The organism is Mycolicibacterium iranicum (assembly GCF_002101705.1).
Lineage (GTDB): Bacteria > Actinomycetota > Actinomycetes > Mycobacteriales > Mycobacteriaceae > Mycobacterium > Mycobacterium iranicum.
Map to the genome: position 1 here is coordinate 20,607 of NZ_LQPC01000079.1, position 23,445 is coordinate 44,051.

Annotated in this window: 25 protein-coding genes and 1 pseudogene; 15 read left to right on the plus strand and 11 right to left on the minus strand. The window is 64.6% G+C overall.

Annotated features, from left to right (window positions below; genetic code table 11):
* Nucleotides 1–47: 47 nt before the first annotated feature.
* The 6 genes from resB to AWC12_RS30015 all read left to right on the plus strand — a co-directional run bounded on the left by resB (nucleotide 48) and on the right by AWC12_RS30015 (nucleotide 5,270).
* On the plus strand, nucleotides 48–1,586 hold the full coding sequence (gene resB / locus AWC12_RS29990) for a cytochrome c biogenesis protein ResB (RefSeq protein WP_409506450.1): 1,539 nt from the start codon (nucleotides 48–50) through the stop codon (nucleotides 1,584–1,586).
* Between the two features lie 28 nt (nucleotides 1,587–1,614).
* Entirely contained in the window at nucleotides 1,615–2,310 is a 696-nt protein-coding gene (locus AWC12_RS29995) for a class I SAM-dependent methyltransferase (RefSeq protein WP_024444615.1), read from the plus strand.
* A 53-nt stretch (nucleotides 2,311–2,363) separates the two neighbouring features.
* Nucleotides 2,364–2,756: a DUF3703 domain-containing protein gene (locus tag AWC12_RS30000; protein ID WP_024444614.1), complete on the plus strand. Its 393-nt coding sequence runs from the start codon at nucleotides 2,364–2,366 to the stop codon at nucleotides 2,754–2,756.
* An 89-nt stretch (nucleotides 2,757–2,845) separates the two neighbouring features.
* Nucleotides 2,846–3,307: an HXXEE domain-containing protein gene (locus AWC12_RS30005; RefSeq protein WP_051226470.1), complete on the plus strand. Its 462-nt coding sequence runs from the start codon at nucleotides 2,846–2,848 to the stop codon at nucleotides 3,305–3,307.
* An 84-nt stretch (nucleotides 3,308–3,391) separates the two neighbouring features.
* Complete coding sequence (locus tag AWC12_RS30010; protein WP_024444612.1) at nucleotides 3,392–4,045, plus strand: DsbA family protein; 654 nt, start codon at nucleotides 3,392–3,394, stop codon at nucleotides 4,043–4,045.
* Between the two features lie 532 nt (nucleotides 4,046–4,577).
* Nucleotides 4,578–5,270 (plus strand): DUF305 domain-containing protein, encoded by a 693-nt coding sequence (locus AWC12_RS30015; protein ID WP_024444611.1) that lies wholly within the window; start codon nucleotides 4,578–4,580, stop codon nucleotides 5,268–5,270.
* 17 nt (nucleotides 5,271–5,287) lie between these two features.
* Here AWC12_RS30015 and AWC12_RS30020 read toward each other — a convergent pair whose 3' ends face one another.
* Both AWC12_RS30020 and AWC12_RS30025 read right to left on the minus strand, forming a co-directional pair.
* Entirely contained in the window at nucleotides 5,288–6,472 is a 1,185-nt protein-coding gene (locus AWC12_RS30020) for a sensor histidine kinase (protein ID WP_024444610.1), read from the minus strand.
* On the minus strand, nucleotides 6,469–7,215 hold the full coding sequence (locus tag AWC12_RS30025) for a response regulator (protein WP_024444609.1): 747 nt from the start codon (nucleotides 7,213–7,215) through the stop codon (nucleotides 6,469–6,471). The genes AWC12_RS30020 and AWC12_RS30025 overlap by 4 nt, the downstream gene beginning before the upstream one ends.
* Before the next feature lie 137 nt (nucleotides 7,216–7,352).
* Here AWC12_RS30025 and AWC12_RS30030 point away from each other — a divergent pair, with 137 nt between their 5' ends.
* A complete protein-coding gene (locus tag AWC12_RS30030; RefSeq protein ID WP_234788710.1) occupies nucleotides 7,353–7,607 on the plus strand; it encodes a hypothetical protein in 255 nt (84 codons plus the stop codon).
* Here AWC12_RS30030 and ripA read toward each other — a convergent pair.
* Nucleotides 7,585–8,988 carry an NlpC/P60 family peptidoglycan endopeptidase RipA gene (gene ripA, locus AWC12_RS30035; protein WP_024444608.1) on the minus strand — a complete coding sequence of 468 codons (1,404 nt, stop codon included), beginning with the start codon at nucleotides 8,986–8,988 and terminating at the stop codon, nucleotides 7,585–7,587. The genes AWC12_RS30030 and ripA overlap by 23 nt on opposite strands.
* A gap of 342 nt (nucleotides 8,989–9,330) precedes the next feature.
* Between ripA and AWC12_RS30040 the strand changes: the two genes are divergently transcribed.
* The 6 genes from AWC12_RS30040 to AWC12_RS30065 all read left to right on the plus strand — a co-directional run bounded on the left by AWC12_RS30040 (nucleotide 9,331) and on the right by AWC12_RS30065 (nucleotide 14,702).
* Entirely contained in the window at nucleotides 9,331–9,693 is a 363-nt protein-coding gene (locus AWC12_RS30040) for a BlaI/MecI/CopY family transcriptional regulator (protein ID WP_024444607.1), read from the plus strand.
* Nucleotides 9,693–10,613: a M56 family metallopeptidase gene (locus tag AWC12_RS30045; protein ID WP_024444606.1), complete on the plus strand. Its 921-nt coding sequence runs from the start codon at nucleotides 9,693–9,695 to the stop codon at nucleotides 10,611–10,613. Before AWC12_RS30040 ends, AWC12_RS30045 begins: the two co-directional genes overlap by 1 nt.
* 332 nt (nucleotides 10,614–10,945) lie before the next feature.
* Nucleotides 10,946–11,362: a putative copper homeostasis (lipo)protein LpqS gene (gene lpqS / locus AWC12_RS30050; RefSeq protein ID WP_024444605.1), complete on the plus strand. Its 417-nt coding sequence runs from the start codon at nucleotides 10,946–10,948 to the stop codon at nucleotides 11,360–11,362.
* Between the two features lie 102 nt (nucleotides 11,363–11,464).
* Nucleotides 11,465–12,583, plus strand: coding sequence for a PLP-dependent cysteine synthase family protein (locus AWC12_RS30055; protein WP_024444604.1), 1,119 nt, complete (start codon nucleotides 11,465–11,467; stop codon nucleotides 12,581–12,583).
* Nucleotides 12,580–13,845 (plus strand): MDR family MFS transporter, encoded by a 1,266-nt coding sequence (locus AWC12_RS30060; protein WP_024444603.1) that lies wholly within the window; start codon nucleotides 12,580–12,582, stop codon nucleotides 13,843–13,845. Before AWC12_RS30055 ends, AWC12_RS30060 begins: the two co-directional genes overlap by 4 nt.
* A gap of 110 nt (nucleotides 13,846–13,955) precedes the next feature.
* Nucleotides 13,956–14,702 carry a winged helix-turn-helix transcriptional regulator gene (locus AWC12_RS30065; protein ID WP_024444602.1) on the plus strand — a complete coding sequence of 249 codons (747 nt, stop codon included), beginning with the start codon at nucleotides 13,956–13,958 and terminating at the stop codon, nucleotides 14,700–14,702.
* 58 nt (nucleotides 14,703–14,760) lie between these two features.
* Here AWC12_RS30065 and ripB read toward each other — a convergent pair whose 3' ends face one another.
* From ripB to AWC12_RS30080, 3 genes and pseudogenes are all read right to left on the minus strand, one after another.
* Nucleotides 14,761–15,507 (minus strand): NlpC/P60 family peptidoglycan endopeptidase RipB, encoded by a 747-nt coding sequence (gene ripB / locus AWC12_RS30070; RefSeq protein WP_024444601.1) that lies wholly within the window; start codon nucleotides 15,505–15,507, stop codon nucleotides 14,761–14,763.
* 479 nt (nucleotides 15,508–15,986) lie between these two features.
* Nucleotides 15,987–17,210 carry a L,D-transpeptidase gene (locus tag AWC12_RS30075; RefSeq protein ID WP_024444600.1) on the minus strand — a complete coding sequence of 408 codons (1,224 nt, stop codon included), beginning with the start codon at nucleotides 17,208–17,210 and terminating at the stop codon, nucleotides 15,987–15,989.
* 366 nt (nucleotides 17,211–17,576) lie between these two features.
* Nucleotides 17,577–17,999 (minus strand): annotated as a pseudogene (locus AWC12_RS30080) (sterol desaturase family protein); the annotation flags it as partial.
* Nucleotides 18,000–18,370: 371 nt separating this feature from the next.
* Here AWC12_RS30080 and AWC12_RS31800 point away from each other — a divergent pair.
* Nucleotides 18,371–18,802: a hypothetical protein gene (locus AWC12_RS31800; RefSeq protein ID WP_225503056.1), complete on the plus strand. Its 432-nt coding sequence runs from the start codon at nucleotides 18,371–18,373 to the stop codon at nucleotides 18,800–18,802.
* Between the two features lie 136 nt (nucleotides 18,803–18,938).
* On the opposite strand, the gene AWC12_RS30090 is transcribed toward AWC12_RS31800, so the two are convergent.
* The 5 genes from AWC12_RS30090 to merA are packed head-to-tail and all read right to left on the minus strand — an operon-like array spanning nucleotide 18,939 to nucleotide 22,725.
* Nucleotides 18,939–19,787 carry a cytochrome c biogenesis CcdA family protein gene (locus tag AWC12_RS30090; protein ID WP_024444598.1) on the minus strand — a complete coding sequence of 283 codons (849 nt, stop codon included), beginning with the start codon at nucleotides 19,785–19,787 and terminating at the stop codon, nucleotides 18,939–18,941.
* Nucleotides 19,784–20,338 (minus strand): TlpA family protein disulfide reductase, encoded by a 555-nt coding sequence (locus AWC12_RS30095; RefSeq protein ID WP_024444597.1) that lies wholly within the window; start codon nucleotides 20,336–20,338, stop codon nucleotides 19,784–19,786. The genes AWC12_RS30090 and AWC12_RS30095 overlap by 4 nt, the downstream gene beginning before the upstream one ends.
* Nucleotides 20,331–20,621 carry a mercuric ion transporter MerT gene (locus AWC12_RS30100; RefSeq protein ID WP_005148657.1) on the minus strand — a complete coding sequence of 97 codons (291 nt, stop codon included), beginning with the start codon at nucleotides 20,619–20,621 and terminating at the stop codon, nucleotides 20,331–20,333. The genes AWC12_RS30095 and AWC12_RS30100 overlap by 8 nt, the downstream gene beginning before the upstream one ends.
* Nucleotides 20,622–20,653: 32 nt before the next feature.
* Nucleotides 20,654–21,295, minus strand: coding sequence for an organomercurial lyase MerB (gene merB, locus AWC12_RS30105; RefSeq protein ID WP_005148656.1), 642 nt, complete (start codon nucleotides 21,293–21,295; stop codon nucleotides 20,654–20,656).
* A 26-nt stretch (nucleotides 21,296–21,321) separates the two neighbouring features.
* A complete protein-coding gene (gene merA, locus AWC12_RS30110) occupies nucleotides 21,322–22,725 on the minus strand; it encodes a mercury(II) reductase (protein WP_005148655.1) in 1,404 nt (467 codons plus the stop codon).
* Nucleotides 22,726–22,781: 56 nt separating this feature from the next.
* Between merA and AWC12_RS30115 the strand changes: the two genes are divergently transcribed.
* Nucleotides 22,782–23,171, plus strand: coding sequence for a heavy metal-responsive transcriptional regulator (locus AWC12_RS30115; protein WP_005148625.1), 390 nt, complete (start codon nucleotides 22,782–22,784; stop codon nucleotides 23,169–23,171).
* The last annotated feature ends 274 nt before the right edge of the window (nucleotides 23,172–23,445 follow it).

The following is a 23,445-nucleotide window of genomic DNA, read 5'->3' on the forward strand; positions in this document are numbered from 1 at the left end:
AACGCGCTCGCGCCTTGGTGCGTAATACGTGGCGCACACTCACCTCGATGGGTACCGCACTGGCCCTGCTGTTTTTGTTGGCTCTTGCAGCGATTCCCGGGGCGTTGTGGCCGCAGCGCCCCGTCAGCCCGACGACCGTAGACCGCTACATCGCTGACAATCCGAATCTCGCCCCATGGCTTGACCGCTTGCAGATCTTCGACGTGTTCTCCAGCGTGTGGTTCACCTCGATCTATGTCCTGCTCTTCGTATCGCTAATCGGCTGCCTGGTGCCGCGGTTAATCGATCACGCGCGCAGTCTTCGCGCCACGCCCGTGCGCGCTCCGCGCAACCTCAGCCGACTCCCCAAACATCAGAACCCCGCTGTTATAGGGGATCCGCAGACGGTCGCCGACGAGATGTCGCGCCGACTCCGCGGGTGGCGCACCGTCTTACGCAGAGACGGCGATGTTCTAGAGCTATCCGCGGAACGCGGCTATCTGCGCGAAGCGGGGAACCTCGTCTTTCATTTCTCGCTGATCGGCCTCCTGGTCGCGATGGCAGCGGGCAAACTCTTTGCCTACGAGGGAAACGCCATCGTGATCGCTGACGGACGGCCCGGGTTGTGCTCAGCGTCGCCCGCCGCGTTCGACGCGTTCCGGCCAGGAACTACCGTTGACGGCACATCGCTCTATCCGATCTGTCTGAGAGTCAACAACTTCGACGCCGAGTTTCAACCCAGCGGTCAGGCGACCTCATTTTCCGCGGACGTCGAGTATCAGGCGGACGAAGACCTTATCAACGGCACCTGGCGGTCCTACCCGCTACGGGTCAACTACCCCCTTCGGGTCGGCGACGTTCGTGTCTACCTCCTGGGGCATGGCTACGCGCCAACCTTCACGGTCGTCTTCCCCGACGGGCAAGAACGAACCCAGACATTGCAATGGCAGCCCGAAGAGCTGCAGACGCTGTTGTCCGCGGGCGCACTGAGATTCGATCCTCCGGCCGGTACGTTCCCTGATCCTGGCGAGCGACGCAAGAACCAGATCGCGATTGAAGGGCTTCTCGCGCCTACGCAGCAGCGCGACGGCACGCTCTTGTCGTCAGCATTCCCGGCCGCGAATGACCCCGCAGTGGCTATCGACATTTACAAAGGTGACACGGGGCTCGACACCGGTAGGCCGCAATCAATCTTCGCGCTCGACAGACGCATGATCGACCAGGGCCGCCTCGTCCGGATGGCGCGCGTCAATCTGAGTCTCGGAGAGCAAACGCGACTCGACGATGGCACCATCATCAGATTCGACGCCGTCACAGATTTCGTGAGCCTCCAGGTCTCCTACGACCCGGCGCAGGTTTGGGTGCTGGTCTTCGCCATCACGATGATGGGGGGACTTCTGGTGTCGCTGGTCGTCAGACGCCGACGATTGTGGATCAAGATCCGGCAGGGACTGGATTCGGAGCACGCCGAGGTCGAGATGGGGGGATTGGCGCGCACCGACAACGCGGGCTGGGGCGAGGAATTCGATCGACTCGTGGAACGGGTGACGGCCATGCCGGCGGATACCCGCACTCCTGCAGTCGCTGAGCGACGCTCGCTGACGTAGAAACATATAGACATATGCGAATGTCACTATGTATGGTGTGGTGAACACGGAAGGGCAAAACAGCATGAGCACGTCGTCACGGTGGACGCGGAACAGACTGAAGTTTCTCCTCGCCGGGCCATTGCTGGAGGCCGGCAATCGGTTCATGCTCGGTCGCCCGCACCAGCGCCTCGCCCAGGAGGTCGCGGCCGAGCGGCCGCGCAGAGTGCTCGAGCTTTGTGGCGGTACCGGCTACGCGTCACGGTTGGTCGCCGAGCTCAGGCCCAATACAAGAATTGATTCGATTGACATCTCGCCGGAAATGCTCGCCGTCGGCCGCTCTCAACTGCGGCGCAGCGGAGTTGGCAACGTCACACTTCACCGAGGAGATGCTGCGATACTCCCATTCCCCGACAACACCTTCGACGTGGTGATGAGTGTCTTCGGCTGGCATGAATTACCCACGGATACCCGCCGCGAGGCAGTCAAGGAGTCCGTTCGGGTGCTTCGACCCGGTGGCGCCATTATCGCGATCGATCACGACGCGCCGCCCAAACTTGGCCGGGCTTATCGGGCGTACATCGGACTGATTGAGCGCGCGCATGCGCGAGAGGTTCTGGGGAGCGGCCTTGCGGATCTGTTCGTCGACCATCGCCTCGTCGTCACTAACCATCACCCTGCCAGCAGCTGGTCCGTGCCGTTTCAGATCGTCCGCGCCGAACTTCGCGACCCGCGAATGAATTGAGTCGTACAGAGGAATGGCAAGCAAGCGACTTTCACCGAAAGGCGGCAGACACCATGATTCGACCCTCAGCTCACGTTCGTGAACTGTATGACCGAGAGATGGGCTCGGCCAGAGCAGCGGCTTCAACCGATGACCGCTGGCTGCACCTAGAACGTGCTCACATCGTGTCGCAGCCCTACCCCTGGCTTCACACGCGCAACCACGCTGCGATGCTGTATCTCGCGGTGTGCCAGCGGGATAGGCGCGAAGCACTCGGACAACTGCTCCGGGTGACCGTGGCGGCGCCAGGCTCGCTGAGCGGGCGCTATCCTCCGGGAAACACCGGCCGGGCCACCGTCGGCCTGATGACTCCCATGGCGATTCCGCCCGACCTGATGGCGGAACTATCGGGACGAGCGACGAACCGCCATCCGGCAACGGCGTTGGAGCCGCCAAGCAACCGTTAGGTAAGGCGTCTTTGAGTTCGGTTCTATTCGCGGTCTGCCTCAGTGCCGGAACGCTGGTGCTGGGTTTGGTGGCATTCGGACCATTGACCATGCTGATCTTCACTGTGGGATTCGCCGGCGGGTTGGTGTTATGGCTGGTGACACCATCCAACGGAAACTGGGCCGATGTGAAGGCGCCATACTGGATCGCGTTGTTCTTGTTTGTCCTCCACCGCGTCGAGGAGAAACAGTTCGGCTTCTTCGACTTCCTATCGAATGTCACTGGGGCCAGCAAACCTTCGACACTGTCGCCGACGGTCCTTGCGTTGGTGATCGTTTCGGTCGGCGCGTGGTCATTGATCCCGCCGTTGATGAAGCGCGAGAGCCCATTCGGAACTTATCTCGCGTGGACGTTCTTCACTTCCATGGGCATCACCGAGTTGGCCCATTACCTCGTCTTTCCGTGGTTGAACGATCGCGTGTTCGCCTATGTTCCTGGCATGTGGACGGTAATCGTGCTTGCTCCGGTCGCTTGGTGGGGCATGAAGCGACTGGCGCTCGGACGCCGATGATCGTCACCATGGTAGAACTATCTACGTAGATACACCGTAGATCGCTCCGCGTGCGAAGTGCTACGGAGCGAAAGGAAACGCACCATGAACCCAATGACGCGAATTTTGCTGACCGCCTTCCTCGCCATAACGGTCGCCATTGGCGCGGGTGTGTACTTCTCGACCCGGGACGGGGGATCTGCACCGACGTCGCAGGCAGAAGGCGGGCCGCAGGTGGTCCGCGAGAATAGCCATCGCCTGAGCTCGGCTCCGGACAGCGATGTGACGTTTGTCGAGTTCCTCGACTTCGAGTGTGAAGGCTGCCGCGCAGCCTTCCCTGCCGTTGAACAACTGCGCACCCAATATGGCCAGCAAGTCAACTTCGTTGCGCGCTACTTCCCGATGCCCGGCCATTTCAACGGAGAGCGAGCAGCCCGCGCAGTCGAGGCGGCCGCCCAGCAGGGCCAGTTTGAGGCTATGTACAAGAAGATGTTCGAGACGCAAGACCAGTGGGGCGAGAAGCAGGTACCGGCTGACGACGTATTTCGCGGATTCGCAACGGAACTCGGCCTCGACATGGCCGCGTGGGACGAAGCCTACAACGCGCAGGCCACGCTCGATCGGATCCAAGAGGATGTCGCAGACGGCACGGCACTCGGCGTCCAGGGCACACCCACCTTCTTCCTCAACGGCGAGCAACTGCAGATCCAAACTTATGCAGACCTCGGCACCGCGATCAAGGAGGCACTCTCTAAATAGAACCAGCTCGGGATGCAGTTCACGCGTGATCAGCTGGTCCGCGCCACCGTGGGAATGCCGTGGAACACCTTTCTGATGCCGCGACGCTTAGAGAGCTAGCATGCCCGGCGCTGCGCAGCCTCCTAGGGATGACGACCGTCGACCCGCTGACGTCCGTCTGTCGGTAATTGAGGAAGATCCGCCTGGTGCAGTAGCTGCGGCGCCTTATTTTGCTCAGGGGTGTAGGGGCAGTATTGAGTTGCCACGTAAAGCTGCCGTTCGACGGGTTGATGTCAAGGCCGTGGATGTGCACCATTCCAGTAACAACCCGAGGTTCAGGCTACGTAAGTCAATAATAGAGGGGCGGTTTTCGGCTACCGCGTGACGCGGCAGTGGGTAGCTCGAACACTTCTTCGCAGCTGGAAACGTCTTCATCAAATCTTCATCGGATCACGAGCCGACCCATACCCGGCTTGCCGACGCTTGAGTGCGGCGGCGCGAGGGCGTGCCGTTGAGGCACGGTGTCACGACGATGTTCGAGGAAGGATGTGCGATGCAGCACAAGCGTTTTGGATTCGGGGTTGCGGCGCTTGCGGTGTCGGCCCTGTTTATCAGCGGCTGTTCGAATGCGGGAAACGAGTCTCCGTCATCGATGAGCAGCACCTCGGCAGCAGCGTCGGCGTCGGCTTCGCCCAGTACTGCTAGCCGCGACGCTGCCCATAACGATGCTGACGTGACGTTCGCTCAGGGCATGATCCCGCACCATCAGCAGGCGATCGAGATGAGCGACATGCTGCTCGGCAAGCAGGGAGTTGATCCTGCCGTAGTGTCACTCGCCAACGAGATTAAGAACGCTCAGGGTCCTGAGATCGAACAGATGCAGGGCTGGCTGCAGGACTGGGGAGCCTCCTCGTCGACAACTGCTTCCACCACCGCCGCAATGCCCGGCCATGACATGCCCGGCCATCAAATGCCCAGCGGAGACGCGGGTGACATGCCGGGCATGAGCGGCGGGGGTATGGGCATGATGTCGGAGGCCGATATGGCTGCACTTCAGAACGCGCAAGGCGCTGAGGCAAGCCGACTCTTTTTGACGCAGATGATCGAGCATCACAAGGGCGCGATCATGATGGCGCAGCAGGAAGTTGACAACGGCAAGTTCCCGGCGGCGGTCGAGATGGCGCGCAACATCGTGTCTTCTCAGCAAGCGGAGATCGACACGATGCAGGGAATGTTGGACAAGTAGCGCGGAGGGGGCACTCGTCAGGGACGCGTTGAGTCAGCCGTCGCAGGGTGGTGCTCGCTGCGTATCGGGGTGATGGGCAGGGCGATGGTGAATGTTGCGCCGGCGCCGGGTCCAGCGCTGGCTACCGAGATGGATCCGCCGTGGGCTTCGATGAGCGCTTTGGCGATGGCGAGACCTAATCCGGCGCCGCCGTGCTCGCGGTCGCGGGCGGTGTCTGCCCGGTAGAACCGTTCGAACACTCGGGTGACGTGCTTGGCGGGGATCCCTTCTCCGGTGTCAGCGACAGCGATTTTTACTCGGTCGCCGTCACGAAGACAATGAAGGTGTACCGACCCGCCGGGCGGTGTGTGCCGTAGCGCGTTCTCCAACAGGTTCCCCAACACTTGAGACAGTCGTTGTTCGTCGGCCCACAGCGGCGGCAGCGGTTGCTGGAGGTGTACGTGCAGTCTGACCCCCTTGGTGTCATAGCGTTCTTGTGCTGCTGCGACGCACTGGCGGGTTAGGCGGTCCACGTCGAGGGAGGCGTAGGACATAGACACCGCACTTTCCTCCGCCTTCGCCAGCGCGGCGACGTCATCGGAGAATCGCACCAGCCGACGGGTTTGGTCGCGCAGCATGGCTGCTGTCTGGGGTGTCAAGGAGCGCACACCGTCTTCGAGTGCCTCGATGTAGGCCTCGAGTACTGCCACGGGTGTGCGGATCTCGTGCGCGAGGTCTCCGAACAGTTGCTGCCGTGTCGAATCGACGGCTTGAAGCCGGGAGGCCATTTGGTTGAATGCGGTTGCGAGGGCGTCGAAGTCATCGCCGAGGCGCGGCGGTGACACGCGGATGTCGTAGTTCCCTTCAGCGACATCGGTGGCCGCGGCGGCGACTTCGGTGACGGAGCGTTGGAGGCGTCGACTGACGTAGAAGCTGACCGCGAGGGCGGCCAGTGCTGACACCGCTAGGGCGCCTCCGATGGAGATGACCGTTGCGTAGCCGTAGGCCTCTTCGGCGTGGACTTCTTCCAGGGAGTCCATCGGGACACCGGCGCGGTGGAGGTGTTCGCGGAACAGCGGTGGGCCGACCACGGCAGCGACCACCGCGGTCGTCGCCGTTCCGGCCGCCAGCACGATGGCTTGGGCCGCCAGGAGTCGCAGGCCGATACCGGGACGGCCCGGCCGTCGACGCCGGCGAGGGGTCGACGTAGGTGGGGGAGTCACTGTCCGGTTCCCATCCGGTATCCGACACCTCGAACCGTGGCGATGTAGCGGGGGCGTGCGGCGTCGTCGCCGAGTTTGCGTCGTAAGTGTCCGATGTGGACGTCGACGAGGTGTTCGTTGCCGACCCAGGGTTCGTCGCGGATTATTTCGAGAAGTTGTCGGCGGCTCAGCACGATTCCTGGCCGCGCGGACAGGGCTTCGAGAATGTCGAATTCGGTGCGGGTCAACAGGATTAGTTCGTCGTCGATATGTACCTCACGGGCGGCGACGTCGATGCTCAGTGCGCCGAAGCGGCGCGGCGGGGCTGTCTCTCGTTCGGCGGGTGCGGCGGCTGTTTGCAGGATGCGGGGTCGCCGCAGCATGGCGCGGATGCGCGCTACCAGCTCGCGGGGACTGAAGGGTTTGGTGATGTAGTCGTCGGCGCCGATGGTGAGGCCGAGCACGGTATCGAGTTCGGTGTCACGGGCGGTGAGCATGACGACGTAGGCGTCGGAGAAGGTCCGCAATTGCCGGCAGACCTCGAGTCCGTCGATGCCGGGTAGGCCGAGGTCGAGGATGACGACATCGGGATCCAGGTCGCGTGCGACGGCGATTGCGTCGACACCGTTGCCGGCGACGACGGCTTCGAACTGCTCGCGTTCGAGGTAGCTGGCTACCACTTCGGCTAGGGGGAGTTCGTCGTCGACGACCAGCGCGCGGTATCCCTTCGCGCTCTCAGGCGCGCCCAGGTGGTGGTGCTGCATGTCCCATATGGTGCCTGCTGGTGCGCCCGTAACGAGGCGTGGCTGCCCGAGCGGCTCGATCTTCAGCAGATCTTCACAGGACTCATACCGTTTTCCTCCTGCGGTGGGGTGAGGCTCACTGTGGAGGAGGGCCTGACATGCGTTGGCTGATGGACGTGTGCCCGAACGGTCTCGGGTGGCAAGCGTGGCTGATCCTGTGTGCCGTGGTCGTGGTGCTGTGGGCGGCTGCGATCGCCGGCGCGACGGCGCTATTCAATGCGTCTCGCTGGCCGCGTCGTTCGGGGCGGCCTGACGTGCCCGAGGAGGCCGATCCGCAGCGGCCGCACCGCGGCGCACTGACCGGTCCACCGGCTCGACATCGCGGCGATGTCAATATTCGATCAAGCGGGTGACGTAGGGCGTCATGCCGGAGGTGCGCACGGGCGAGATCTTGACGACCGACCCGGTGTAGGGGGCTTCGATCATCATGCCGTCGCCCAGATACATCGCTTCGTGCTGGCTGGCGTTGGGGCCATAAAAGATAAGGTCACCGCGCTGCATCTGTGACGAGGGAATTTTGCGGCCTGCGTTGTATTGCGACCCGGAGTAGTGGTCGAGTTTGATGCCGACGCCGGCGAAGGCATACAGCATCAGGCCCGAACAGTCGAAACCCACGGTGTTGGCGCCCTGGTCGATGCCTCGTGACGGGCCGTTGGCGTTGCCGCCGCCCCAGGAGTAAGGCACCCCCAGTTGTGACATGGCGCGGCGAATCACGAACTCTGAGGCCTGGCGGCCGTAGAGGCGGGGGATGCGTCCGTTGGTGATGCCGGGATCTGCGGCGGCGGTGACAGGAGACAGAATGCCGAGTTTGGTGAGGAACTTGCGGCCCATGTCGGCCGTCAGCTGCGCCGAGGTCGCCATGATCTTGAGGACGGCATTGATGATGGCCACCGGGTCGCCGGCCACGTTAGCGCTGGGCACCATCGGCAACGTGGTGTCCCACAGGCCCCCCTTGGTGGCGCCCCCCGGCGACGTGGTGCCGCGGTCCCACGGAGCACCGGATGCCGGCACAGTGCCGGGTTGCGCGGCACTGGGCGCGGCGGCTGTCGCCGCCACCGGTCGGGCGGCTTCCAGTCGAGCTTGAGCGGAGTCGCGTTCGGTAGCGAGCCGTTCGACCTCGCGTTGCTGTGCGGTAAACGTCTGTTGGGCGTCCCGGAGTGCGGCTACCGCGTCGTCTTGGCGGCGTTGGGCGTCCGCGGCGGCGCTCTCGGCGCGCGCCCGCGCTGCCGTCGCAGCAGAAAGCTTGTTGGCCTGATCGGTCTGCCGGCGCAGGAGGTTGTTGCGGACCCGCTGAAAGCTGATAGTGAGGGTCTGCTGGGTCGATGCCCCGGCCAGGATCTCCTCGGGACTTTGCGCCAGCGGCAACGCACCCGACGGCCCGTTCATATAGGTCGACGCGGCGAAGCGGTCGAAGCGCTCTTGCGCGGCCTCGATTGCGTGTTGGCTGTCGGTCAGGGCTTGGTCGCTGGCAACAACGTCGCGCCGGGCCTGCGCGAGGGTGTCGCGGGCGGCCGCGACCTCGACCAGGGCACGGTTGACGCCCTCCTGCTTGATCTGAATGTCGCTACCGACGTCGGCCATCCGCTGGTTCGCGTCGGCGACCGCTGCAACCAATGAGGGAACGTCGTCGCGGTCGGGGGTGCCGTCGTGACCGGCAACAGCGGTACCCGGGGCGCTGATTACCAGTGCCGGCGTCAGTGCGCAGAGACTCAGAAAAGAAGTGAGGCGCAGCATCGAATCTCCTCAGCTGGGGTGAGCGTTGTCGAGCCGCGCACCTAAGCCGAACGGCGCCCGCGGCACTTCTACTATCGAGCTGAGTACGTAGCACGATAGTACTCAGTCGGAACGTACATCACTTTGGTATCAGGAGGAACGTCTGTCACAGTCTCAGATCGGTTACGACTGTGCGCCACGGGCGCTAGTTTCACGCGCCGCGGCCGGTAGTGCAGAGATGCTGGCCTATGCGGTCGAGGTGAGGCGTATCGCGGCTTTTGCCAGCTCGGCGGCTACATTGGGGGCTGAAGGGGCTCGGGGCGCGAGGAGGCCAGCTCGTCGCGGAGAGCGGGAGAGGCGCAAATGGAACAGCGAGGATTCGGCGACCTCGAAGCGGTGGTCATGGATTGCGTGTGGGATTACGCCGAGCCTGTCACGGTGCGTGAGGTTTTCGACGAGATCTCTCAACGGCGCCAGATCGCGTACACCACCGTGATGTCGACGATGGACAACCTGTACCGCAAGCGCTGGTTGCAACGTCAGCGCGATGGGAAAGCGTACGTGTATCAGGCGTCCATGAGCCGCGAGGAGCGTTCCGCGCGTTTGATGAAGGCCGCGTTCGACGCCGGCGGGGATACCGATGCGGTGCTGGCCTTCTTTGTTGAGCAGATGAACGCCGAGCAGTCCGCTCAATTGAAGGCGGCTCTGCGCAAGGGGCGTCGGTGATGACCGCCGCGCTGTGGCTGCTCGTCTATGGCAGCGCGCTGGCCTGGTGGGCGCCACCGGTTCTGAGGCGGATGACCAGTCACGGCATCAGCCCCCATATGGGAGTGGCCGCCTGGCTGGCCACCGTCGCCGCGACGTTGGCGGCGTGGCTCGTCGCGCTGATCTTGGTCATCGGCGCAACGACGGATAGTATTCGTACGGGCGCGGTCGTGACGCTGTGCCTGGAGCTGTTTGGCTTCTCCGAGCACACACCCATGGCCGGACGAATCGGTTCTGTTGTTCTCATCGCGGTAGGAACCCTGACATCAGGGTTCGTCGTCATGCGGATCGGTCGCTGCTTGTCGCGGCTGCGGGCGCGAAGTCACGAGCACGCGCATGCCGCGCGGATCGTCGGCCGACCCACCGACCATCCCAATGTGGTGGTCGTGGAGGCCGACCGGCCTGCTGCCTACTGCGTGGTCGGACGCCCGAACGCCATCATCGTTACCTCCGCGGCGATGAAGTCGTTGAACCGATCACAGCTCAAAGCGGTTCTGGCGCATGAAAACGCGCACATCTCGGGGCGCCACCACCACATCCTCATGGCGCTCCGCGCTTTGGGGGGCACACTGCCGTGGCTTCCGCTTTTCGCGACGGCCCCTCATCGTGTGGGTGAACTGCTGGAGATGTGCGCTGACGACACCGCCGTGCGCCGCGTCGGCACGCATCCGCTGTTGGCTGGATTATCTGCTCTGGCCGGAGAACACCCGCCTGCACGGGAAGGCCTCGCCGCGGCGGGAACAGCGGTCATCGCGCGAGCGCAGCGCCTGCTCACCCCGACACGTCGGCACGTGCGATGGCGCCACCGCATCTGCCTGACAGCCGCGATCACCGCCATGCTCGCCACACCCGCTCTCATTCAGGTGCTCTGCCACCACTAGCGCCTCAACGCCCGCCGCACGTTCCGCAGGTGAAGCCAATGCGCGTAGGCCGTCAGCAAAGGAAACACCGCTTGGCGCGCGGGCCGATAGAGAGCAGATTATCTACGTAGTAAAACCGTAGATGATCTGCGGTACAGGCAGCGCACTGGTCTATTGCATCTCCTTCGCGGAACCTCAAAAGGGCGTATTCGCAGGGGCATCGGGCGAAGTCGATCATGCGACGGAACGGCCGGTTGGCTCGGCGCAACGGCGGTCGCTGTCTGATCACAACCCGGCATCGGCTCAGGGGCCGAGCCTGAATTCGCCGATCCGCTGCTACAGTCGGCAACATCGTGAAGTACTTCGACGCGAACTCTGAGCAACGCCGCCGCGCCATCGTCGCGGCGTTGATCGCGTTCTGGACCGTCATCGTCGGAGCCGAGTGGGCACTGCCCGGCGTGAATGCGGCACCTGCGCACGGACCGCACACACTGGCCGCCAGTGCGGTCGGCGCGCCGATGTCTGTCGAGCTCGACCACCCCCACGTCTCCCAACCCGACGCCGAGTGCACGCCCGACACCCTGGCCGAAGCGATCCTGCCGCGGGGAACGGTCTCCCTGATCGCGCTCGCGTTGGGCCTCGTCGTGGCTGTGCTTCCGCTGCTGTGGTGCCAGGCGGCGAAGGCGCCTATCCGCGGTCCACCACGGAACGCCCGCGCCCTGCGCACCGGCCGCGACGTGCTCGCCCACCTGTGTATCGCGCGCCGCTGATCGGCTAGCGTCAGGCCCCGTCGTCTTCGACGGTGGCCGGTGACCGCTACCTGCCGTCAGTCGCCGCGCATCGTCGCGGCCTCACAGAAGCGACATTCATCGATGAATCCTGCCCTGCCAATCCGCCATGCACGCACTTCCCACACCCGATCGGCACAGCCACAACGCGGCCGCAACGAGCGGCCGGCCACCATGGTCGGCCAGACCCCTGTCTTGAGAATCAGCGCACCGTTCACGTCAGAAGAGCGGGGCTTTTGGGCCAAACTCGAAGGCTTCAACCCGGGAGGAATGAAAGACCGACCCGCGCTACACATGGTCGAACGCGCCCGCTCCCGCGGGGCACTTGCCCCCGGCGCCCGCATCGTCGAATCCACGAGCGGCACACTGGGATTGGGTCTCGCACTAGCCGGAACGGTCTACGGGCACCCCGTCACGTTGGTCACCGACCCCGGGATGGAGCCGATCATCCAGAATATGCTCGCCGCGTTCGGCGCCGACATCGAATTGGTCACTGAACCGCACCCACAGGGAGGCTGGCAGCAGGCCCGCCGTGACCGCGTGCAGAAGATCTTGGCCACCGACCCACGCGCCTGGCATCCCGATCAATACAGCAACCCCGATAACGTCGAGGCCTACCGCGGCCTGGCAGTGGAACTGAACGAACAACTCGGCGCCGTTGATGTCCTGGTGTGCTCGGTGGGCACCGGAGGCCACTCGGCCGGCGTCGCACGCGTCCTTCGTGAATTCAACCCGCAGCTGCGGCTGATCGGCGTCGACACGGTGGGCTCGACGATCTTCGGCCAGCCCGCGGCTTCTCGGCTCATGCGCGGCCTGGGATCGAGCATCTATCCCGGCAACGTCGACTACCAAGCGTTCAACGAAGTGCATTGGGTTGCCCCCGCGGAGTCGGTGTGGGCATGCCGCACCCTGGCGGCCACCCACTACGCCAGTGGCGGCTGGAGCGTCGGTGCGGTCGCCCTGGTTGCAGGCTGGGTCGCACGCAATAGCCCTGCCGGAGCCACTGTCGCAGCGATCTTCCCGGACGGTCCGCAACGCTACTTCGACACCATCTACAACGACGACTACTGCCGCGCCCACGGCCTGCTCGACGCAGCGCCCCCACGGCATCCCGCCACCATTGAGGACCCGATGACCCAGACAGTCACGGCGTGGACGCGATGCACCACCGTTGTCGACCCCACCGAGGTGCAGCCACGATGACCCTGCTGTCAGCCTTCCGCAGTTTTGGTTGGCCCAGCCGGATGCTGATGATCAACCAATTCGGCATCAACCTGGGCTTCTACATGCTCATGCCTTACCTGGCCGGCTACCTCGCCGGCCCGTTGGGGCTGGCCGCGTGGGCCATCGGCCTGGTGCTGGGTGTACGTAACTTCTCCCAGCAAGGCATGTTTCTCATCGGCGGCACTCTGGCAGACCGGCTGGGCTACAAACCGCTCATCGTTTGCGGATGTGTCCTACGGACAGCAGGATTCGGCCTGCTCGTCTTCGCCGAATCGCTGCCGGCGGTCCTGATCGCCTCGGCAGCAACCGGCTTCGCCGGCGCCCTGTTCAATCCTGCGGTGCGCGCCTATCTGGCGGCCGACGCGGGCCCACGGCGCGTGGAAGCCTTCGCGGTGTTCAACGTGTTCTATCAGGCGGGCATCCTGGCCGGACCCCTTGTCGGGCTGGCCTTGATGTTCGTCGATTTCCGAATGACAGCAGCCGCCGCAGCGGTCGTGTTCGCAGCGCTGACCGTGGCCCAACTCTTAGCATTGCCCCACCGCGCCGCGGGGACGCCTGATGAGAAGACATCGGTGCTGCAGGACTGGCGAACAGTAGCGGCCAACCGCTCCTTTCTGCTCTTCGCCGCGGCCATGATCGGGTCGTATGTTTTGTCATTCCAGGTCTATCTGGCATTGCCGCTTCAGGCGCGAGACCTGTTTCCGCGCAACGATTCCGTTGTCACCGCCATGATCTTCGTGGTCTCGGGTCTGGTTGCCGTCCTCGGCCAGATGCGGATCACCCGATGGTTCGCCCACCGCTGGGGCGCCGGCCGCTCCCTGGTGATCGGCATGCTGATCCTCGCGGCGTCGTTTTTGCCGCTGATCGTGCTGCCCGATGACACCAGGGCAGGCAGAGTCGCCGCCGCGACCGCGCTACTCGTCGCCACGGCGGTGCTGGCGGTCGGGTCGGCGGCCGTCTTCCCGTTCGAGATGGACACCGTCGTCTCATTGGCCAACAACCGTCTCATCGGAACGCACTATGGCTTCTACAACACTATCGTCGGAGTCGGCATTCTTGTCGGCAATCTGGCCACCGGCTCGCTGATGCAGGCCGCCCGAGATCTCGGGCAACCCTGGCTGCTGTGGGTTCTGCTGTCGGCAATCGGGCTGGCCTCCGCAGCGGCCTTGTTCCGGCTGGACCGACGCGGCCGACTTCAACCCGAACAGCTGACATCCTCTGGCCCGCAAACCCCCCGCTGAACACCCGAAGACGCGAACATGCCCGACACCCCATATCGCCATCTACGTAATAACTACGTAGATGGCGATATGCTGGTTCCAGCATCCGCGCGAACACCTTCACGCCGTGAATGGCCCACGCTGGCAAGGAGACTGCCACGACCATCGAGCCGCACCCCGCTTCGGGCAGCGTTGCCTCTCCGGCGATAGCTGCTGGGCGCATTCGCGTTCTGCTGGTTGAACCTCGGCGCATCTACGCCGACATGTTGGCCCGCACCCTGCGCGCCGAAGAGTTCGCCGTCGACGTCGCACGCTCACACGCTGCAGCGCTCACCGCGGTGCGCGACGATGACCCCGACGTGGTGGTGGTGTGCCTGGGATCATCCGCGCACGGCGCCGTCGTCCTTGACCGTGTTCGCCAGGCTGCCCAGTGCGGCGTCGTCGCGCTCGCCGACACAGAGGTGGCGCCTCTGGTATCGCGCGTCGGAGTGGTTCCCATCGGCTCCCGCGACATGCTCAGCACGCGAATACGGCGGACACTCAGGCATTCTCACCAACGCAGCGAGGACGGCGGCGCGCAGCGACGCCACGTCGACGATCTGGTGATCGACGTGGGGGTCCGGCGGGTCTATCAGCGCGGCAACGTCATATCGCTGACTCGAACGGAGTTCGCGATCCTCCGGGTTTTGTCCGATGATCCAGGGGAGCCCGTTACGTGCCGACGACTTCAGGAAGCCCTTTGGGGGGCAACGCAGCCCGGCGGGCGGTCGGCACTGGGTGTGCACATCGGCAATCTTCGTCGCAAGCTCGGTGACGCCCCGTCTTGTCCGCGCTATGTCCGGACGGTCCGCGGCATCGGCTACTGTCTGGCCGGCTGAACCGTTACCCGGTGCGGACAAGGCTTTTGGTGGGAGGAGCTGTGGCGAAAGCGTTCGGTCAGGTCTCGATAATCCGTACGACGTAGGGTGTCATCCCGGCGGTACGCACCGGTGAAACCTTGATGGGAACGCCGGTTTGTTGCGCTTCGATCATTTTTCCGTTGCCCAGGTAGATCGCTTCGTGTTGGCTTCCGCCGGGCCCCCAGAACAGGAGGTCACCGCGTTTAGCTTGCGCGGGAGGTACCTTGCGGCCAGCGTTGTACTGGTCGCCGGACCATCGCGGCAACAGTACTCCGACGCCGGCGAAGGCGAATCGTGTCAGTCCTGAGCAGTCGAAACCGACGGTGCCTGCGCCTTGGTCGACACCGCGACTAGGGCCGGTGAGGCTGCCCCCTCCCCAGGAGTAGGGAACGCCGATCTGCGTTCCTGCCCTGCGGATAACGTATTCGATCGCCTGGGCACCGTAGAGGCGGTTGCCGCGGACGCTCGTTTGGGGGCTTGCCGCGGGACTGACGAGTCCGAGACTGCTCAGGAAGCTACGCCCCAAATCCATCGCAGTCTGGGTGGCAACGGCCGTCGCCTGCAAGGACGCGTTGGCGATGGCAACCGGATCGCCGGGCGCTCCCGCACTCGGGATCTTGGGCAGGAGTGGATCCCACGGACCGCCTGTCGGCTCGGCGGAGGCTGCTGGCGTGCACGCCAGAAGTACCGTCGCGACGACGGCAACGATCACCCCAGTCAGGCGAAAGCCGAACGCAGATACGCGGCCTTCCTCCGGGCGGACGCATCGGGCCATCGGTTCCATATGGCGTTCTTTCTTTCGGCTGTCGGAGCGCCGGTGATTGGTTTCGCCAACAAAGGCGAAACAGAGCGTTCCATACTGCGCAGCAACGATATACGTAGCAAATACGTAGATCAGCCTAACTCACATATGCCTCATTAGTAACATCAGCAACATAATTACAATGCTGGAATTTCGGCTGAAATTGCGAATGGTGTTTTGCGATGGGTGCCTGAAAGAGTCGATCGTCGATGGCGGGACTACGAAGTAGCGGTGGTCCGGACATGTGAAAACGCCGTTACCTGGGGGCGGCAAACCAAAGGTGTCGTAGCGGAAAGGGCTGCGCTACCTGTGCGGCGTGGGCCCCACGGCGCGCGATGCTTGGGTGACACTCGGCATGCGAAACCCGGTTCGGTGGATGCGAACGTCCTGCTGACACGCGTAACTGGTGCCACGAGGTGACTGGGAGGCGGCGGTTGTGAGTCTCCGCTTCTGATCTGATTTCAGAGGTTGGCGTTGCCGACTTTCCACTGATCCCAAGGGATGTTCCAGTCACCTAAACCGTCTGTTCCCGACAGCGTGGGGCCGGTGGTGTTGATGACCTCAACGATGTCGCCGCGTCGGGTGTTGTCGTAGAACCATCGGGCGTTGGCCGGATTGACGTTGAGGCATCCGTGGCTGACATTGGCGATGCCTTGGCTGCCCACCGACCACGGTGCAGAGTGCACGTAGATCCCGCTGTAGGACATCTGGGTCGCCCACTCCACCTCGGTGCGGTATCCGTCGGGAGAGTTGACTGGAACTCCGTAGGTGGACGAATCCATCACCAGAAACGAGTAACGATCTCCGATGATGTAGGCGCCGTTATCGGTCGGGGTCTTGGCTTTACCCATGGAGATGGGCATGGTCTTGACGATCTGACCATTGCGCCGCACAGTCATCGTTTTGGTGGCATCATCGGCGGTGGCGATGACCTCGTCACCGATGGTGAACCGGGTAGTGACGTCATCCTGACCGAACAGCCCGTCACCGAAATTGACGCCGTAGGCGTTGACCGCCACCTCTACTTTTGTGCCCGGTTTCCAGTATTCGGCTGGGCGCCAACGTACTTCGCGATTATTGAGCCAGTAGAAGGCTCCCTCGACCGGGGGGGTGGTGGTCACGTTGATCGCTTGCTGCGCCGCAATCCGGTCGGTGATGTTTTCATCGAAGCGGATCGCGATGGGTTGGCCCACGCCAACCGTCTCGCCGTCGTTGGGCAGGACGTAGGGCATCGTTAAGTTGTCGGGCGAGTGGGTTTCGAAGGTCGCTGTCGTAGTGGTCGCGCCGCCCAGTCCAAGGGCTTGGGCATGAAGGGTGTACTGCTTGTTGTAGCCCAGCGGCTCGGCAGACGACCAGGACACGCCATCGGGGCTGAGCTGTCCGTCGACGAGTTCGCCGGCTTCGTTGGTCAACGAGACTTGGCCGAGAACGCCGTCACCGGCGGACACGGTAACAGGGGAGTCCACCGCGACACCGATCGCTCCGTCGGTCACCGACGCCTGCAATTTGGGCACTAGCAGGTCGACGAACGGGGTGCCTTTATCAGTGATGACCTCGGGCTGGGGCGCGGCGGCCGGCGACGAGCTGCACGCGGCCGCGATCAGCAGCACCGCCATCGCCAGGACGGCCGTCCGCAGCCACTGCGCCGTCCTGCGAAACGGTGTGAGGCAAGTCGCCTGCGGCATCAGTGTGGTCTCCGTATCCGAATGTTGACATCGCTGATGAGCGGGCACTGCGTGCGCCGCGACGGCCGTTCGCGGGCGGCGGTGCACCGTTCACGGATATGGTTCAAGTGTGCTGATGCGTCATTTGGCTTTCTTAGTCCTTCGATGAAGATTCAGTAAAGACGCAGACTTGCGCTCTGGTCTGCCCGACATGGCATCCGGCTAGCTCTGGCAGGCGCCGAACGGGCTGCCGATCGTTTGTTCGTCGATCGTCGGACCGTGGCGCGAAATGGGCCACGTAGAAGGCTATGGGTCTAGTACGCGTTTTGGGCTGATCGGGAACGCTTGAGGCAATCACGGTCCGGGAGCGCTAGACGCTGGTCCCTCTCAGCCCTGCTCCGGTGTCGGTCTCGTCGCGGTGGGGTCCTTCGTCGCGGTGGTGGACTTGAGGCTGCACCCTCCGGCGGGGGTGAAGGGGTGTATCAGCTGCCGCCCGTACGCGGTGGGGTAGTCGGGGTGTGCGGCCATGCCGAGCTGGGTGGAGTCGAATCGGCGGGTGGGGTTATAGGAGTAGGTGCGCATGAGGTGGTCCCAGACCAGGGTGAACAGCCCGAAGTTGACGTCGCCGATGCCGGCCCACTTGAGGTGATGGAAGCGGTGGCCTTCGTTGAGAGCCAAGACGTGCTTGGCGGGGCCCACGCGGTAGTCGGCGTTGGAGTGCTGCAGCAGCAGCTGGATCGCCACCGCGATTGCGAGCAGGGAGGCGACGTTGACGGGCAGACCGATCAGGATGAGCGGTGCCACACCAGCGGCTCCCGCGAACGATCGCACCGTTCCGTTGGGAAGCCGTATCGTCCTACATCGACAGGCTGGCCCGCGCCAACCATATCGGCGTCTCCACACTGCGCGGCCATGTCGCCGAATCATGCGCAGCCCGGCCGCGACCGGACTGGTTGGCCGTCGTCAGCGGCCAACCTGAGCAGGTAATCCGGTCCCGTCTCTGCGGGCTTGCTGGCGACCCCACCGCGCTCAAGCAATATCTCCGCCGCCCTTTGTGTCAAAGATGTATGGCACGCAAGGGAATACACGAACCCGTCTACTGCTACCTGCCTGCACATGTCTCCGTATGCCACCGTCACCGACGCTGGATCGGTTCACCAACGCGCGTTCTTGACGACCAGGTGGATCTTCGTGACCGGCCCACGGTGCTCAGTGCCGGGCGCACGCATCGGCGCTTGGCCCGTCAGTATTCAGAGGTCGACCTTCATGACGCCTTGGGCGACGCCCGCCACATCCTGGTCTTCTGGGCTCACGCAGAGCGTCACGTGGCGGCGGGGATTCTGCAGAATGGCCTAGAAGCGCACGTGGTGGCCTACCCCGATGTGATCGCCGTAGCCGCAACATTGCTCACAGCTCGCCCTCGGGTTGAACAGCCCAGGACGCCAACGGAACCCGCCTGGCCGACGCTACTGCTCGACCGCATCAACGAACGCACCGGCGCCCACCATGCCGACGCCACCCCCGTCGAGCAATGGGCGCAGTACCGACGCCTATTCGCCACTGCCGTATTGACGACACGCTCAGACGGCGCAGAACTGGCGTGTCGCGCTTAGGGGTCGGCAGTCTTGAATGTGCCTTATCAGTAAGGCACTTGTGGTGTGCATCTGACTGTGTCCGACGGTTGTATCTATCGGCTTTCTAATCGTTAGGGACAGTGGTATCTGGCTGGGTGTATCGGCCGGTGAATCATCACCGGCGGCGCTGCTTGCCGGTGATTGGCCGGCGGTGGGTGGTCCAGCACGCGGCCACCGCGCTGACCACCACAGCGAAGGCGGCAATGACGCTGGCCGGGAGGGCGTGGTCCTGCAGCCATCCGGTCGCGGTGGCCGACCAGCCGGTGAGCAGGTTGCCGCCGCTGGCGGTGTGCCCGGTGGCCGCGGGCAGCCAGTACCACGCGAGGTAGGCGCCGGTGGCGATGAGGACAACGGCGGTGACGCGGGTCCCGTGGCGGGCGAGGATACCCAGATGCCGGGTCAGGGCCGTGCCGGCGATGGCGGTGCCGACGCTGACCAGCATCAAGATGGTGGCGGCACCGGCTGTGTATGCGGTGAACACTGCCAGCAGACCGCCCCATCCGCTGGTGGCCTGGGCCTGGGCGATCACCGCGAGCAGTACCCCGAAGGTGCAGGACAGTGACGCCAGGGCGTAGCCGATTCCGGCCGCGAGCACACCACCGGCTGTTGGGGAGTCCGGCCGATGACGCGTCCGGGCAGGCATACGCAGACCGATGGTGCGGCCGGTGAGCATGAAGCCGCCCAAGATGGCCAGGGTGAGCCCGATCGTGATCCCGAGCCAGGGAGCAGCCGTCACCAGGGTCCGGGCACCGGCACTGATCGCGATACCGGCGAGGGTGAGGGTGCCGGTGAACCCGATGGTCAGGACGGCCCCGGTGCGCAGTGCCCGGGCCAGCCGCACGAGCACCGCATCGGTGCCGCCGGTGGCGATGGTGCCGGTGATCCACGCCGGTAGCAGCGCGAACCCGCAGGGGTTGACCGGGGCGAGCATGCCAGCGGTAAACGCGAGCGCGAGCAGGTTCACCGTGCGGCGCTGCTGCCGAGGGCGGCCAGGATCTGATCCTGGGACGGGGCGTGGCCGCGGTAGCTGATCTGCCCGGACGGGTCGATGACGAGGGCGGTGGTCGGCGCGGTCACCTGGTAGCGGCTGGTCAGGGCCCCGTTAGTATCGACGACCGCGGGCAGGCTGGTGCCGCCGATCTGGTCCAGGAAGTGGCGAACATCGGCGGGTTTCTCGGTGGGGACGATGTCGACGGCTAGGAACTTGGCGCTGCCTCTGGCTTTCTCCACGGCCGCCCGAGCAGCGGCCAGGGATTTACCGCCGCCGACGCATTCGCCGCACCCGTAGGAGAAGAACAGGATCGCGGTCGGGGCGGCAGCGGGCAGTTCGACGGTTTTGCCGTCCACCGTGGTCAGTGTCGCCGCCGTCGCCTGGGTTGTGGCGTTGGCGTGTGGCGGTGAGGTCGGATTGCTGGTTGTGGCCGATTGGCCGCACGCGGTCAGCGCGCCCGCTGCCAGCATCACAGCCGTAACGCCCGCCCACCTGTGGGGTGTAAACGAACGCGTTTCAGACATTGTCGATGCTTCCTTTCGTCAGGTCGTCGAGCGTGTGCGTCGCGGGTGAATGGCTGTCGGCGGGACAGCAGTGATCGCCGCGTTGACCGCGGCGGGCGAAGGCGACCACAGCCGCCAGCAGCAGCGCGACGGCTGCCCCGATGACCCATGGATTCTCGAGCAGTCCACACACGGCGGCGAGCGCGCCGCCGGCGATCAGGACTGGCGCGGCGCAACACAGGGCCGTCACCAGCACCGCTGCCGCACCCAGCAGCACGGGATTTCTTCGTGGACGTTGATTCATTGATTTCTCCTCATCAGGTTGGGTGCGGCTGGTCAGCTGCAGCAGCCGGGGTGGGCAGTTGGCGGGGTATGGAGCTGGGTAAGGATTTGTGTGGTCAGGGCTGCGCCGAGTTGGTGGGCCTCAGCGACGCTGACGATCTGACCTTCGGGGTGCTCGGCGAGCCACGGCGCGGCGTCCTGCGCGCAGGTGAAGTAGTGCACCTGGTTGCAGAATGAGGACCGGATCGAGGTGAGGTCGTCGGGGTTGACCAGCGAGACCACCGCGGTCTCGGGCTGCACGCTGGTGACACCGTTTTCGCCGACCGAGACCCTGATCGGGTGCCCGCTGACGGGTGATTCGGATTCGATGCTGGCGGGCCGGTCCAGGATGGTGGGAAAGATGAGGGTGTCCAGGGCGCACCAGGTGTAGAGCTCTTGGCCGGCCACGGTGAATCGGTGGCGGGTCGGGCGCAGGGTCAGGCCCTGGCCGACGATGCGGCCCTGCTCGTCGTATTCGGTGTCGGGTACCGCGGCCAGACGCCGGGTCACCTCGTCAACCGGGAGGCCGACGGCCGCGGCGAGCGCCTCCACGGTGACCGGCTCGCCGGCGGCGAGCAGCCGCAGCAACGGCACCAGCATCGTCGGGTCGAGCCCGGACTCTTCCGGAATGGTCAGGCGGTCAAGGAAATTGGGCATCAGGAACCTTTCGAGTGAGCCATGCGTCAGGATGCGCAGCAGGACAGTCGGGACATATCGGCGCTGAAGGACTGGGCGGCGATTTTGATGCCTTCGGCCATGGTCAGATACGGGGCCCAGGACCCGGCGACCTGGTCGACGGTCATCGCGGCGTCGAGGATGTAGACCGCGGCGGCGGCGATCTCGCCAGCATCCTTGGCGACGGCGGTGATGCCGTGGATGCGGCCGGTGCCGGCGTCGGCGACGAGTTTGATGAAACCGCGGGTGTCTCGGTTGACCACCGCACGCGGCACATGTTTTAGCGGCAGCACCCGGCAGTCGCACCGTGTCCCGGCGGCGAGGAGCTCGGCCTCGGTCGTCCCGGCCGCACCGACCGCGGGGCTGGTGAACGTCACGCGGGGCAGATGGCGGTAGTCGACCCTGCGGCCGGCGTCGGTGAAGATGTTGTCGGCGACCATCGCGCCGTGATGGGCGGCGACGTAGACGAACTCGCGGTGCCCGGTCACGTCGCCGGCCGCCCAGATCCGTGGGTTCGACGACTGCAGCCCGTCGCTCACCACGACCTCGTTGTTCTCGCCGGTTTTGACCTGCACCGCTTCGAGATTCAGGCCGTCGGTGTTCGGACGGCGGCCGGTGGCGACGAGGACTTTCGCGGCACGGAACTGCTGCGTTCCGCCGGTGATGGTCGCGGTGACCGTGACCTGATCGTCGGCCTGCTCGACCTCGCTCACCGTGGCGCGGCGCACCACCCGGATGCCGTCGTCGGCGAACACCTCCAGCAGCGCCATGCCGACTTCCGGCTCTTCCTTCGATGCCAGCGTGGAGCGGACCAGCACCGTCACCGTTGACCCGAGCCGGGCGAACAGTTGCGCCTGCTCCAACGCGACGTAGCCGCCGCCGATCACCAGCAGCGACTCCGGGACCTCGGTGACTTCCATCGCGGTGGTCGAGGTCAGGTAGGCGACGCCCTCGAATGCGGGCGGGATGACTGGGTTCGCGCCGGTGGCGATCAGGTAGTGCTCGGCCTCGATGGTGGCATCGCCGACCTCGATGACGGGCGCGTCCGGGGTTCCGGCGAACCGCGCTTGGCCCTGAATGCGCTGCCAGCCATACGATTCGGCCACGTTGAGGTACTTCTCTGAGCGCAGCGACTCCACCAGATCGTGCGTGCCGGCGATCAGGGCCGCCATGTCCACCGGGCCGGCCGTGGTGGCGATCCCCGGGAACCGGGCAGTGTCGGCTGCGGTATGCCGGGCCTCGGCCGCTGCGATCAGGGCCTTTGACGGCACGCAGCCGGTGTTGACACACGTGCCACCGAAGATGCCGCGCTCGATCATGACGACGGACTTGCCGAGCGCGGTAGCGCGGATCGCCGCGGCCATCGCCGCGCCGCCGGAACCGATGACCGCGAGGTCCAATCCCTGACTCATGCACCCATCCTTGACCTTCAAGTAGGCTTGAAGGTCAAGTGTTCTGAGGAGACATCGTGAGAATCGGGAAGCTCGCCGAGGCGACCGGGGCCACCACCGCGACGCTGCGCTACTACGAAGACGAAGGCCTGCTCCCGCCCGCCGAACGTTCCCCGGCGGGGTATCGCGACTATGCCGCCGACACGATCGCCCGGGTCGGCTTCATCCGACGGGGACAGGCCGCCGGGTTCAGCCTCGCCCAGATTCGGCAGATCCTCGACATCCGTGACAGCGGCCACGCGCCGTGCACGCACGTGCGCGACCTGCTCGACATCCGACTGACCGACCTCGACGAGCAGATCAGCGCACTGGTGGCACTGCGCGAGACCATCGCCCGGCTGCGGCAGGGCGCCGAAAGCGTCGACCCGGAATCATGCAGCGCCGATGACGTATGTCGATACCTCTAGGAGCCACCTCCGTGGCACCGGAGGCATGTATTTCGTCAAGTCCGTTGACCCCGGCAGTCGTCATGAATTTCCGCCCCACTGGAGGTCGTTGGTGCGCGGGAGCGCGGGGCCTGCTGAGCAGTAGGCTCACCCGATGCGGTGGGATTTCACTCGAAGCTGGTCGCATTGGCCGTGCTGAGCCCAGCCACACTCGTTCAGGCTCTGTTGCAAAAATCGTGAAGCTTGAGCATGCTTGGCGGAGATTGGACGGACGGAACGATGACGGATTTCAAGT